Here is a 13483-nt window from a genome sequence, read left to right as displayed (position 1 = left end):
GACGATGTGGCGACGCCTGCTGCCTTTGCTGACGCTTCTGGCCACGCTGTTGCTGGCCGGCTGCGAGAAAACACCGACCGGGCGGTCTCAATTGGCGCTGGTGCCCGAGGGCCTGATGGCCGAGATGGGCGGCGAGGCCTTTGCCGAGATGCGTCGCCAGCAACCCATCGCGCGTGACCCTGCCGCCAACCGACTCGTGCAATGTGTGGCGAGGTTGGTGGTCAAGGCCGCCGAGGCGCGCTACCCCGACGCGGGCATGCCCGAGGAGTGGGAGGTGGTCGTGTTCGACAACCCCTCACCGAATGCCTTCGCCTTGCCGGGTGGACGTATCGGGGTGCACACCGGACTGTTGCGGGTGGCGGAGACACCCGCTCAGCTGGCCGCCGTGATCGGTCATGAGGTTGGTCACGTGCTGGCAGACCACGGCAACGAGCGCTTCACCCAGCAGCTCGGCATCAAGGCGGTGCTGCTGCTGGTGGGGTTATTCAGCGAGGGGGAGCTGGCCACAGAGGCGGCCATGCGGGCCCTGGGCATCGGCGCCCGCCTCGGCATCGCCCTGCCGTTCAGTCGTGCGCACGAGGAAGAGGCCGACCAGATGGGGCTGGCCATCATGGCTGGGGCGGGCTTCGACCCTCGGCAGAGCGTGGCCCTGTGGCGCAACATGGCCGAGGCAGGCGGCAGCCAGCCGCCGGAGTTCTTGTCGACCCACCCTGCCCATGGCTCGCGTATCGAGGCCCTGCAGCGCGACATGGAAGATGCCTTGTCAGTCTTTCGTGATGCTCCCCCGGCCAGCTGCGCCGGCTAGCACGCTACCCGTACCGACTATCAGGTTAGCTTGACGCCCGGCGAGTCCCACCACACCCATGACGCGGTACGAATCTGCTCGCCCACTCCCCGCTTCCTATGGCTTGCACCCTGCCAGACCACGACTGGCAGGTCTCCCTACTCTCCTATAGCAAGCTTTCTGGCCGCTATTTTCTTGAAATAAATCGATATTTGAGTGGCTTACGGGATTTCTGCGCAGTATTTGCCTGCGCCGGTTCGGTGCGAGCGACAAATGGACAAAATAACCAGATTGGCCATTTCTCTGTCGCGGTCGCGTTGCGCCAAATCAGGGCGCGGCCATAAGCTTCACGAACTCTGACGGCCCCCCGGTTAGTCGGTGAAAGCTACTACAACAAAGCAGGTGACAAAATGTTCTATAAAACAGCGCTAGCGACCAGTGTCATGATGCTCTCCGCGGGTCTTGCCCAGGCAGAAGAGACCTACCGGATCGGCATCACCCAGAACAATGTCGGCGTCGACAGCTATCAGACGACCTATGAAAGCGCCTTCGAAAATGCCGCCGCACAAAACGGGAACATCGACGTCGTCGTGCTCGATGCCGGCGGCGATGTGGCGCGCCAGATCGGCCAGGTTCGCAACCTGATCCAGCAGCAGGTCGATGCCATTATCATCTGGCCAACCAACGGTCAGGCAGTCATTCCCGCCATTCGGCAGGCCCACAAGGCGGGTATCCCCGTCGTGGTGACCAACTCCAAGATCGCTGAGGCGGGCATGGAGTATATCGCCGCCTTCTCGGGTCCCGACAACGTCCAGCAGGGTGCCTCATCCGCTGAGATGATGTGTGAGGCTCTCGATGGTGAGGGGCAGATTGTCCAGGTTGCCGGGCAGCCCGGCTACACCACTGCGATGGAGCGCTCGAAAGGGTTCGAGGACCAACTGGCCGACGCCTGCCCGGGGGTCGAGATTCTCGAGACCCAGCCCGCGGACTGGAACCGCGAAAAGGCTCAGCGAGTCATGGAGAACTTCCTCACCAAGTACGACGATATCGACGGCGTGTATGCCGGCGATGACAACATGGGTGTTGGCGCCCTGAACGCGGCCAGGAGTGCCGGCAGGGTAGGGGAGATCGCCTTCATCGGTGCCACCAACTTCGCCGTCGGTTACGAGGCCATCGAGCGTGGTGAGTACTACGGCTCCATCTACCAGTCCCCGGTCGATGACGCCGAAGCGGCGCTCCAGACGGCCCTTGATGTTCTGGAAGGTAAGGAGGTTCCGAAAATGAACTTCTTTGAGACCCCCAAGATCACGGCCAGCAATCTGTCCGAGTTCGACAAGCCGGTGTTCTGAAGGCCCCGCCGAGACGCATGAGGTCTCTGGATCTCATGCGCCCTAGCGCTTCGTCAAAGACAGTCCGTTGGCCCTGATGGATGGGCCGGCAGTGCCCTGCATTTTCTCCGGCATCGATGCACCGTCGGAAACGTCAGCCCACTGCACGGACACCCGGTGACCTTCGGCATAAGGTTGCGCCCATACAGGTGAGTGATATGGCTTCTGCAGAACAGACCAAGCAAGGCTTCATGCTCAGCAAGACACACAAGGCCGGTCTCCTGAACTTCCTCTCGGCCCAGGGAATCCTGGTGTTCTTCCTGATCTGCATGTTTGCTTTTTCGCTATTTTCCGAACAGTTTCTTTCCCAGTCGAACATCATGACCGTGGTTCGACAGGCCTCCATCATCGGTATCATCGCGGTCGGCGTGACCGTGGTGATCATCGGCGGCAACCTCGACCTGTCGGTGGGATCGATGCTGTCGTTCGCTACCGTCGTGGTGGTGGACCTGCATGACAAGATCGGCCCGACCGGTGCCATCTTCGCGATGTTCGCCCTGACCCTGCTGCTGGGTGCCGTGAACGGTTTCCTGGTGGGGTTCATGCGGCTCAATTCGCTCATCGTCACCCTGGCGATGCTCTCGGCCATCCAGGGGCTGGTGCTGATCTACAGCGGTGGTCAGAACGTCGACATCGCCAATCAGAGCGAGACATGGTTCGGCGTATTCGGTCGAGGCTATCTGCTGGGCATCGCGGTACCGGTGCTGCTCTTCGCTCTGCTAGCCATCATCGTGCAGGTCGTCATGTCCTTTACCGGCTATGGCCGACGCATCTTCGCCATCGGCGGCAATCCCGTGGCAGCCGTCTATTCCGGCATTCGCAAGAACTGGTGCGTGTTCAGCACTTACCTGATCTCGGCCTTCTGCGTGGCCTGTGCCGCGCTGGTGCTCGGCTCGCGCGTGATGGGCTCCCAGAACAACGTGGGGCAGGGGTACGAGTTGCTCGTGCTGGCCGGGATCATCCTTGGCGGCACCAGTCTGCTGGGCGGCGCCGGCAGCATCTGGAAGACGGTCATCGGGGTGTTGATCCTTGGCTTCATCCAGAACGGCCTGCTGCTGCTGGGCTACCCCTACTACACCCAGTGGCTTGTGACCTGGGTCATCATCATCCTCGCGGTATGGCTGGACCTTGCCAACAAGCGCAAGCGTCTGCTGACCCGCCACTCCTAACAGGGTGAACACCATGATCGATATGAAGCGTTTCATGAGCGGCGGTGCGGCCATCCAGCCAATCTGGGTCTTTGTCATCGCCATTACCATCTTCTTCAGCGTCATGTCCGACTACTTCCTGTCGTTGGGCAACCTGACGAACATCCTCGTCCAGACCTCCACCATCGGGTTGATCGCCCTCGGCATGACCTACGTGATGATCAACGGCAACATCGATCTCTCCGTGGGGGCGACCCTGGGGCTGGCGGCCTCGCTCTCGGTGGGCCTGCAGGACTACGGCCTGACCTTGGCGGTACTGGCCGCCATCGCCACGGGCGTGGCGCTGGGTGCCCTCAATGGCCTGCTCGTCTGGAAGACCGGGGTCAACGCCTTCATCGTCACCCTGGGGGCGATGATCGGGGTACGAGGGCTGATCTTCGTCTACACCGAAGAGCAGTCCTTCTATGCCAGCAACTTCGCCTTCTCGGACTTCGGTGCCAGCACGATCGGCCCTATTCCCGTGCTGGCCATCATCTTCCTGCTCTGCACCTTGGTGATGCACCTGGTGCTCAAGAAGACCGGCCATGGACGCAACACTTTCGCCGTGGGGGGCAACCCCGAGGCGGCCCTGGATGCCGGCATCCGCATCGGCCGCAACATGATGATCAACTTCATGATCGTCGGCTTCTTCGCGGCCCTGGCCGGTGTCCTGCTGGCGACCCAGATGGGTGCCTCGACACCCAACCTCGGCCGAGATTACGAGCTCTGGACCATCACCGCCGTCGTGCTCGGCGGCACCAAGCTCACCGGGGGGTACGGCAGCATCACTGGCACGCTGGGGGGTGTGTTGGCCATCGGTATCCTGCGCAACGGCATGAACATGATGCAGGTGCCCGCCTTCTACGTGCTGGTCATCCTCGGGGTGATCCTGATCTCGGTGCTGATCATCGACCAGCAGATCAACGTCAAGTCTTCCAAGGGGGTGCAGGCATGAATAATGCAGCTACAGCACACGCCTCAGGCGCACCCGGTCGCGGAGAAATTCCCATTCTCTCTCTGGTGAATATCACCAAGAAGTTCCCGGGCGTGGTCGCGCTCAACAAGGTCAGCTTCGATGTCCGGGCGGGCGAAGTCCATGCCTTGCTGGGTGAAAACGGGGCCGGCAAGTCCACGCTGATGAAGGTACTGGCCGGCAAGCACAAGCCCAACGGCGGCCAGATCCTGCTCGAGGGAGAAGAGAAGGTCTTCGAGACGCCCAAGCAGGCCAAGAAGAGCGGCATCGTGCTGATCCACCAGGAGCAGTCGCTGGTGCCCGAGATGTCGGTAGCCGAGAACATCTTCCTGGGCAGCCTGCCCAAGAAGTGGGGCAACCGCGTCGACTGGAAAACTCTCCATCGAGACAGCACCGAGATTCTCGATCGTCTGAAGTGCTCTTTTAGTTCGAAGGATATGGTGAGCGATCTGTCGATCGCCAAGAAGCAGATGGTCGAGATTGCCCGGGCGCTGGTGTTTACCCCGAAAGTGGTGGTCTTCGATGAGCCGACAGCGTCGCTGACCGACCACGAGAAGCCGGTGCTCTACGACATCATCAATACCCTGCGCGAGCAGGGTGTGGGCATCGTCTATATCTCCCACCGCATGGACGAGATCTTCCACCTCTCCCAGCGGATCTCTGTGCTGAGGGACGGCGAGTACAACGGCACGGTGAACACCGCCGACACCAGCGAGGACGAGGTCACCAAGCTGATGATTGGCCGCAGCCTCGAGCTCGACCATGCCAGCAAGCCGAAGGATTTCGGCGAGAACATGCTCGAGTTGCGCAACCTCACGGTCAATGGGGTCTTCGAGGATGTCAGCTTCACTATCCGCAAGGGTGAGATCGTCGGCATGTACGGTCTGGTCGGGGCCGGGCGTTCGGAGGTCGCCGAGACCATTTTCGGCCTGCGTAAGCCTTCGGGAGGCGAGATCCTGCTCGACGGCAAGGTCGAGTCGATTCGTTCCAGCCACGATGCCGTGGTCGAGGGGATCGCCCTGGTGCCGGAGGATCGCAAGGACCAGGGACTGATTCTCGGCATGAACTGTCGCGACAACATGACCCTCGCAGGCCTGAACACCGTCTCCTCGAAGGGGTTCATGAAGGCCGCTGCCGAGAAGCGCGTCTACGACAAGTATCAGCAGGCGATGAAGATCAAGACGCCCAGCTGGCGCCAGAAGGTCGGCAACCTCAGTGGCGGCAACCAGCAGAAGATCGTCATCGGCAAATGGCTGCATACCCATCCCAAGCTGCTGATCCTGGATGAGCCGACCCGCGGCATCGATGTGGGCTCCAAGGCCGAGATCCATGCGCTGATCAAGGAATTGGCCCGAACAGGCTACGCGGTGCTGGTGATCTCGTCAGAAATGCCCGAGGTGCTGGGTGTCAGCAATCGCATCGTCGCGATGTACGACGGGCGGGTGACCGCCGAGTTCGATGGCGATGCCGTCTCCGAGGATGTGCTGGTGCAAGCCATCACCGGGCAGGTTGTGGCAAGTGCCGATGCGCCGGTTGACCGGCCCGTTGCCTGATGCCCGCCGTGTGGCTCACCCAACCAAGGAGGACAACATCATGATGCCATTCACCTACAATGGCCTGCCGTCTCGGGTCATCTTCGGCCAGGCAACCCTGGCCCGGGTGGCTGAAGAGGTCCAGGCGCTGGGCTGCCAGCGGGTGCTGGTACTTTCCACGCCCGAGCAGGAAGGCCAGGCCCGTCAGGTCCTGGATCAGCTCGGCGAGCTAGGCGCCGACATCTTCCCCGGGGCCAGGATGCATACCCCGGTAGAGACCACCGAGGAGGCGATGCGCGTCCTGGCATCGCTGGGCGCCGATGGCGTCGTCGCCATCGGGGGCGGTTCCACCATCGGCCTCGGCAAGGCCATTGCCCTGCGCACCGGTCTGCCTCAGCTGGTCATCCCCACCACCTACGCCGGCTCTGAGATGACGCCGATCCTCGGCGAGACCAAGGAGGGTCTTAAGACGACGCAGAGGACCCTCGAGGTGCTGCCCGAGACAGTCATCTACGACGTCGACCTCACGCTCGGGCTGCCCGTCGGCATGTCGGGCACCAGTGGTCTCAATGCCATCGCCCATGCCGTGGAGGCCCTCTATGCCCAGGATCGCAACCCGATTGTCTCGCTGATGGCGGAGGAGGGCATCGCGGCACTCGCTCGCAGCCTGCCGACGATCGCCAGCAATCCCACCGACGCCACCGCCCGCTCCGATGCCCTCTATGGCGCCTGGCTGTGCGGCGCCTGCCTAGGCTCGGTGGGGATGTCGCTGCATCACAAGCTCTGTCACACCCTGGGGGGCTCCTTCGACCTGCCCCATGCCGAGACCCACACCATCGTCCTGCCGCATGCCGTGGCCTACAACGCCGAGGCCGCCCCGGAGGCGATGAGCCGCATTGCCCGGGCGCTGGGCACGGAAGATGCCGCCGCGGGGCTTTATGACCTGGCCCGCGCCGTGGGGGCGCCTCTCGCCCTGAGGGACATCGGCCTGAATGAAGATGACATCGACCGGGCTACCGAGATCGCCACCGCCAATCCCTACTGGAATCCCCGCGACATCGAGCCCGATGGCATCCATCGCTTGCTGCGTGATGCCTATGCCGGCCGACGCCCGACGACCCTGGAGGCCTTTGACGCATGAAGACCTTGCTGACCAATGCCACCGTGCTGACCCTGGACCCGGCCATCGGGGACCTGACCTCTGGCCAGGTGCTGGTGGAAGACGACCGTATCCTGGCCGTGGGGCATGACCTGTCTGCCGAAGGCGCCGAGGTCATCGATTGTCACGGCGGCATCCTGATCCCGGGGCTTGTCAATGCCCATATGCATACCTGGCAGACGGCCCTGCGCGGCGTTGCCGCCAACTGGACACTGCTGGAGTACTTCGGCCATGTGCACCGTGGTCTGGCCGCGCTATTCACCCCCGAGGACATCCATATCGCGACCCGCCTGGGCGCGCTCAACCAGCTCAACTGCGGCACCACCACGCTCGGGGACTGGTGCCATAACAACCCCACCCCAGCGCATACCGATGCGGCCGTGACGGGGTTGCAGGAAGCGGGCATCCGGGCGCTGTTCTTCCATGGCTCCCCCAAGCCGGATCCCAAGCCGGGCCAGCCCCACTTCAGCGAGATCCCGCATCCCCGCGGTGAGGTCGAGCGGCTGCTCGCCGGACCGCTCGGGGATCGTGAGGGGCGCGTGACCCTGGGCCTGGCGATCCTCGGCCCTCACTACTCGACCCTCGACGTCTCCCTGCACGACTTCGAGCTCGCCAAGGAGTTCGGCCTGGTGGCCTCCATGCACCAGGGCGGCGGCGAGGCGGTGAGTCCCGGTGGCTGGGACGTGATCGAGGAGCGCGGACTGCTGGGGCCGGACATCAACATCGTGCACGGCCAGAGCCTGGATGATGGCCAGCTATCCCGTTTCTGCGCCAAGGGCGTGACCTTCTCCATTGCCCCCGAGAACGAGATGACCCAGGGGCACGGTTTCCCGATCACCGGGCATGTCCGTCGCCATGGCGGCGTTGTGTCGCTGGGGGTAGACCTCGAATCGGTGATCTCGGGTGACATGTTCTGCGTGGCGCGGATGGCACTGGGCATGCAGCGCTCACTCGACAACGACGCCTCGCGTCGCGAGCAGGGCAGCATCCCCGCTACCTCCACCATCCGCACCCGCGAGGCACTGGAGTGGATCACCCTCGACGGCGCCCGCGCCCTTGGCCTCGAGGACCGCATCGGTAGCCTCACGCCCGGCAAACAGGCCGATCTCGTGTTGCTGGACAGCAGCCTGTTGAACATGCAGCCGGTCAGTGACCCGGTGTCGAGTGTCGTCATGCAGGCGAGCCTCGCCAATGTCGACAGCGTCATGGTGGCGGGAGAGTTTCACAAGCGCCACGGCCGGTTGCTGGCCGATGTCGCCGATGGCCTGCGTGAGCTGGAGGCGTCCGGTCATCGCATTTACGCCGAGTTGCAGAAGCGCGAACAACACGAGGAGACAGCCCAATGACAACCACACGCAAGGTGGCCTGGGTGGGCCTGGGCAAGCTGGGCCTGCCCATGGCGGCCCGCATCGCCGCGGCGGGACATGCCGTGCAGGGGTTCGACCTCAGCGCCGAGCGCCTGGCCCTGGCCGAGCAGGCCGGTATCGTCGCCCATCAAGACCTGGCCAGTGCCGTCGATGGCTGTTCCCTGGTGCTGGTCTCGATTCCCGATGACCGGGCCCTGCTGGGGCTCTGCCTGGAGGCCGGGGACCTGATCGCGCACATGGCGCCCGGCTCGACGCTGATCGAGACCAGCACCGTGAGCATCGAGGCCTCCGCGCAGGTGGCCCGTGCCGCCGAGGCGCGTGGCATCGCCTACCTGCGCAGTCCGGTGTCGGGCAACCCGGTCGCCGCCGAGGCCGGCACCCTGTCGGCCATGGTCTCCGGTCCTCGAGAAGCGCTGGATGACGCGGTTCCGGTCATGCAGAGCTTCACCAAGGCCCAGTACTGGCTGGGCGAGGAGGAGCAGGGGCGCTACGCCAAGCTGGCGATTAACCTGATGATCGCGGTCAGCGCCGGGATGCTGGGCGAGTCCCTGACCCTGGCCCGCAAGGGCAACATCGGCTGGGACGACATGCTCGAGCTGGTCGCCGACAGCGCGGTGGGCTCGCCGATGGTCCAGTACAAGGTGCCGCCCCTGCGCGAGCGCGACTTCACCTCGACGTTCTCTGCCGCCCAGATGGCCAAGGATCTCGACCTGATCCTCGGCTGTGCCCATGGCGCCGGCGTGCCGGTGCCCCTCGCCGCCCAGATGCGCGAGGCCTACACCTCGCTGATCGGCACGGGGCACGGCGATGACGACTACATCGCCACCGTCCATCACACCGAGCGCCTCGCCGGGCTGCCGGCCTTCGAGAAGGAATGACCAGATGAGAAACCTGAATGCAGAGAACATCACAGGCGCCGTGATCGAAGAGTTCTCCGGGTGTCAGGACGAGCGACTGAAGACGATCCTGAACAGCCTCGTGACCCACCTGCACGCCTTCCTGCGCGAGGTCGAGCCCACCGAGCAGGAATGGACTCAGGCCATCGATTTCCTGACGCGCACCGGGCAGATGTGCGACGACCAGCGCCAGGAATTCATCCTGCTCTCCGATACCTTGGGGGTGACCATGCTGGTCGACGCCCTCAACCATCAGACGTCGGACCCGATGGTGTCGGAGAGCACGGTGCTGGGTCCCTTCTACGTCGCCGATCCGCCGCAGGCGGACCAGGGCGCGTCGATCGACTGGAACGTCGAGGGTGAGCCGCTCTACGTCCAAGGGCGAGTCCATGATGAGCGCGGTGAACCGCTGGCCAATGTCGTCGTCGACGTCTGGCAATCGGACAGCGAAGGCTTCTATGACGTCCAGAAGGAGCTCGAGAGTGCCTCGTTGCGGGCCCGGTTCACCACCGACGATCAGGGACGCTATGCCTTCTGGACCGTGACCCCGGCGCCCTATCCGATCCCCACCGACGGCCCCGTCGGCAAGATGCTCGAGGTGACCGGTCGCCACCCCTATCGACCGGCCCACGTGCATTTCATGCTGATGGCCGACGGCTGTGAAACCCTAGTGACCCAGATCTTCGCCGAGGATGATCCCTACCTGGATTCCGATGCCGTCTTTGGCGTCAAGGACTCCCTGGTCAGGGACTTCCGGCTGATGCCGCCGGGAGAGGCACCGGATGGCCGCTCCATGTCATCGCCCTATCGCCACTTGAAATATGACTTCGGCTTGAAGGCAAGCTGACAGTCCTCACGCACTAACCCATTGTCCCAAAAGAGGTATATTAGTATGACTGCCATTGATCAGAACGCCATCGAGACCCTGTTCACCGCTGCCCGGACGCATAACGTCTGGCTGGACAAGGACGTGAGCGATGACACGCTCCGCGAGCTCTATCAGGTGATGCACTTTGGCCCCACCTCCATGAACTGCCAGCCGCTTCGGGTGCTGTTCCTGAAGAGCCAGGACGCCAAGGAGCGGCTCAAGCCGGCCCTGCTGCCGGGTAATCAGGAGAAGACCATGAAGTCACCGGTGGTGGCCGTGCTGGGCTATGACACCGAGTTCTACCAGCACCTGCCGCGCATGTTCTCCCACAACAAGGATGCCAAGTCGCTGTTCGAGGGCAAGACCGACTTCATCAACTCCACGGCCTTCCGCAACAGCTCCATCCAGGGGGGATACTTCATCCTGGCCGCCCGCGCCTTGGGGCTGAGTGCCGGGCCGATGTCCGGCTTCAACAACGCCGCCGTGGATGAGGAGTTCTTCCCCGATGGCCAGGTGAAGAGCAACTTCCTCTGCAATCTGGGCTACGGCGATGCCTCAGCGCTCTTCCCGCGTCAGGATCGGTTCGAGTTCGACGAGGTCTGCCAGGTCCTCTGACAGGGCGGAAAGGCTGACGCTTCGGTCAGCCGTAGCGGGAACCGGACACTGCAGGTTCCGCCGATTTGGGCCGTGTTTGCACGGTCCTTTTTTGTTCTCTTCGGGAACGCACGAGGCGTTATATGGTGTATGACTGGCAGTTCATTGTCCTGATGATCGTGGCGGTGTTGATCACCGGCATCTCGAAGTCGGGATTCGCCGGAGGCGTCGGGGTCGTGGCGGTGCCGCTGATCTCGCTGAAGGCCAGCCCCACCTTTGCGGTGGCCGTCATGCTGCCGCTGCTGATCGTCATGGATGTCTTCAGCCTGCGGGCCTGGTGGCGACATCGTGTCGGCTCGCTGCTGTGGCTGATGTTCCCCCCGGCGGTGCTGGGCGTCGCCGTCGGCTACCTGACATACGGGTTCTTCGATGATGACCTGCTCAAGGTGCTGCTGGGAGCATTCTCGATCCTGTTTGGCCTGTGGGGGTTGTTCAAGCCCTTCAGAGGTCGCGTGATGCCCGGCTGGATCGGTGGACTGAGTGGCGGGATCGCCGGCTTCACCAGCTTCATCGCCCATGCCGGCGGGCCGCCGCTCAACTTCTACCTGCTGCAGTGCCGGCTCTCCAAGGAGCAGTTCCTGGGCACCGCCGTGGTCTTCCTGGCTGCCACCAACCTGGTCAAGCTGGTGCCCTACGGCATGCTCGGCCTGCTGAATGTCGCAAACCTCAGCATTGCGCTGCTGCTGATTCCGGTGGCCTGGCTGGGTGTGCGTCTGGGGCTGGTCATACAGAAGCGGCTGAGCGGTGAGCGCTTCTTCATGATCATCCTGTGCCTGCTGATCCTGCTGGGCATTCGGCTGATCGTTGATGGCTGGGGATAGCCGCGTTGGCGTAGCGTTTACCGCCAGGCACGAGGCGGCGCTATCGTGTGGCACTCCCTTCATCCTGCCCCGAGGCGGCCATGAGCGACCTCACCGACGAGAGCCATCCTGAGGGGCCCTACGACAGGCTGTCCCAGACGCCCAGGTCAAAGCTCTCCAATACGGAGCTCTCTCGCTTCATCGACTTCATCGAGAAGCTCGAGGAGGAGACCGAGCATTCACTCTCCCTGAGCCACGGCTACCGGGAGATGCGCATGATGCTTCATCTCATGCGCAACCATCTGGCGGGCCGACTGACGACGCCCACCTCGCTAGCGGATGCCTCTGGTCTCTCCTACGGCACCGCCAAGCGCGGGATCGAGAGCATCATCGCTCGCGGGCTGATCCTGTCACGCCCCCGCACGAAATCGGGCAAGACCGTCTCGTTGCACCCCTCGCCGATGATGATCGACGAGTGGGAGACCTATGCGCACCGCATCAAGGGCCTTCTGGGACCCCTGTTCGGCGTGGATCCGGTATCCGAGACCGGTCGCCGGATCTTCCTTGATGCGGCCGCGACGGATCACGTGATCTCACCACCGGCGGTGCTGTCGGCACGGCTCGAACTGAAGGGCGGCCTGCGAGGGCTGATCCATGCCGATCCAACCTTCATGGCGATGCATAACCTGAAGCAGCAGCTGGAATCGATCTTCGGCCTAGAGATCCACAACTCTGCTCGGTCGATCGACGACCTGCTCAAGGCGATCCTGGCCAATGCCGGCCGCGCGACGTCTCGCTACGATCTCGTCGCCTGCGACCTCCCTTGGTTCGGCGAACTGGCCTCGAAGGGAATCCTGCAACCCCTCGACCGCTTCATGCGTCGCGATGCCTACGACCTTTCCGACTTCCATCCGGTTGCCGTTCAGAGTACGCGTTACGCCGGACAGCAATACGGCATCCCCTTGCAGACCACCCCGGAGCTGCTCTGTTACCGAAAGGATATTTTCGAGCAGGCACAGCTTGAGCCCCCGACGACGACCGAGGAGCTGGTCAAGGTGGCCAGGCGATTACATGATCCTGCCAGGGGGCGCTACGGCATCGCCTGGAATGCCGCGCGAGGCACGCCGCTGGGCCATACCTTCAGTTTCCTGATGGCCAAGTTCGGACAGCCGATCATCAATCTTCGCCGCCGCCAGGGCGGCTATGATTTCCAGCAGGCCGTGGGGGAGGAGCTGCGGCCGATGTTTCAGTCGGATGCCGCCTATCGGGCCTGCGAATACATGCTCGATATCCTGAAATATTCGCCGCCCCATATCCTCAATATGGCCTGGTACGAGCGCGCCCAGTCCTACGCGAGCGGCGAGGCCTGCATGGCCTACAATTACACGCTACTGGCGCCCCTCTTCGAGCTCAACAAGGACTCCCCGGCCTGGGGGAATACCGGGTACCTTCCCCACCCCGTCGGTAACCATGGCCGCCCGATCACGCCGATCGGCGGCTATGCCCTCGCCATTCCGGCCAACCTCGCGGAGGAGCGGGTCGAGAGCGTCTGGACGGCTCTTCGTCACCTCACCTCGGCCAACATGTCCAAGCTCTACATCCTCAACGGCAGCCTGGTGACCCCGCGCTTTAGCGTCAGCCAGGACCCGGAGGTCTCGGCGCTATCGCCGTTGATCGAGGTGGTGGATGACATGGCGAGAAAGGACATTCTGCAAGCCTGGCCGCGCCCTCCGGTGCCGGGCATCACGGACGTGATCAGTATTGCTGGGAACGAGATCTTCGAGGTGCTCGACGGCCGGCGCTCCATCAAGAAGGCCCTGTCCATGGCGCAGGACAGGGCCGATCGGGTGATGCGCGACAGGGGCTACTACTGAG

General features: G+C 63.3%; 12 protein-coding genes. All 12 read left to right on the top strand.

The genetic code is table 11. The features are described 5' to 3' along the window. Positions 1–4: 4 nt before the first annotated feature. The 12 genes from FHR95_RS12455 to FHR95_RS12400 all read left to right on the top strand — a co-directional run bounded on the left by FHR95_RS12455 (position 5) and on the right by FHR95_RS12400 (position 13482). Positions 5–805 carry a M48 family metallopeptidase gene (locus tag FHR95_RS12455; RefSeq protein WP_183314620.1) on the top strand — a complete coding sequence of 267 codons (801 nt, stop codon included), beginning with the start codon at positions 5–7 and terminating at the stop codon, positions 803–805. A 422-nt stretch (positions 806–1227) separates the two neighbouring features. Then, positions 1228–2133: a sugar ABC transporter substrate-binding protein gene (locus FHR95_RS12450; RefSeq protein WP_246378556.1), complete on the top strand. Its 906-nt coding sequence runs from the start codon at positions 1228–1230 to the stop codon at positions 2131–2133. A gap of 197 nt (positions 2134–2330) precedes the next feature. After that, a complete protein-coding gene (locus FHR95_RS12445) occupies positions 2331–3341 on the top strand; it encodes an ABC transporter permease (RefSeq protein ID WP_082042520.1) in 1011 nt (336 codons plus the stop codon). 13 nt (positions 3342–3354) lie between these two features. Continuing rightward, positions 3355–4314, top strand: a complete 960-nt coding sequence (locus tag FHR95_RS12440) for an ABC transporter permease (protein WP_040183999.1) — start codon at positions 3355–3357, stop codon at positions 4312–4314. Next, on the top strand, positions 4311–5885 hold the full coding sequence (locus tag FHR95_RS12435; RefSeq protein ID WP_183314618.1) for a sugar ABC transporter ATP-binding protein: 1575 nt from the start codon (positions 4311–4313) through the stop codon (positions 5883–5885). The genes FHR95_RS12440 and FHR95_RS12435 overlap by 4 nt, the downstream gene beginning before the upstream one ends. Before the next feature lie 40 nt (positions 5886–5925). After that, complete coding sequence (locus tag FHR95_RS12430) at positions 5926–7005, top strand: maleylacetate reductase (RefSeq protein WP_040184000.1); 1080 nt, start codon at positions 5926–5928, stop codon at positions 7003–7005. After that, positions 7002–8369, top strand: coding sequence for an amidohydrolase family protein (locus FHR95_RS12425; protein WP_183314617.1), 1368 nt, complete (start codon positions 7002–7004; stop codon positions 8367–8369). Before FHR95_RS12430 ends, FHR95_RS12425 begins: the two co-directional genes overlap by 4 nt. Continuing rightward, positions 8366–9268, top strand: coding sequence for an NAD(P)-dependent oxidoreductase (locus FHR95_RS12420; RefSeq protein ID WP_183314616.1), 903 nt, complete (start codon positions 8366–8368; stop codon positions 9266–9268). The genes FHR95_RS12425 and FHR95_RS12420 overlap by 4 nt, the downstream gene beginning before the upstream one ends. Positions 9269–9272: 4 nt before the next feature. Beyond that, entirely contained in the window at positions 9273–10133 is an 861-nt protein-coding gene (locus FHR95_RS12415; RefSeq protein WP_183314615.1) for an intradiol ring-cleavage dioxygenase, read from the top strand. 45 nt (positions 10134–10178) lie between these two features. Beyond that, positions 10179–10769, top strand: coding sequence for a malonic semialdehyde reductase (locus FHR95_RS12410; RefSeq protein WP_040184005.1), 591 nt, complete (start codon positions 10179–10181; stop codon positions 10767–10769). Positions 10770–10891: 122 nt separating this feature from the next. After that, entirely contained in the window at positions 10892–11629 is a 738-nt protein-coding gene (locus tag FHR95_RS12405; RefSeq protein WP_183314614.1) for a sulfite exporter TauE/SafE family protein, read from the top strand. A gap of 80 nt (positions 11630–11709) precedes the next feature. After that, positions 11710–13482: an ABC transporter substrate-binding protein gene (locus FHR95_RS12400; protein WP_183314613.1), complete on the top strand. Its 1773-nt coding sequence runs from the start codon at positions 11710–11712 to the stop codon at positions 13480–13482. The last annotated feature ends 1 nt before the right edge of the window (position 13483 follow it).

Source organism: Halomonas fontilapidosi (assembly GCF_014192285.1).
Taxonomy (GTDB): domain Bacteria; phylum Pseudomonadota; class Gammaproteobacteria; order Pseudomonadales; family Halomonadaceae; genus Halomonas; species Halomonas fontilapidosi.
Note: the sequence above shows the minus strand (reverse complement) of the source record. Positions and strands in the feature narration are given on the sequence as shown.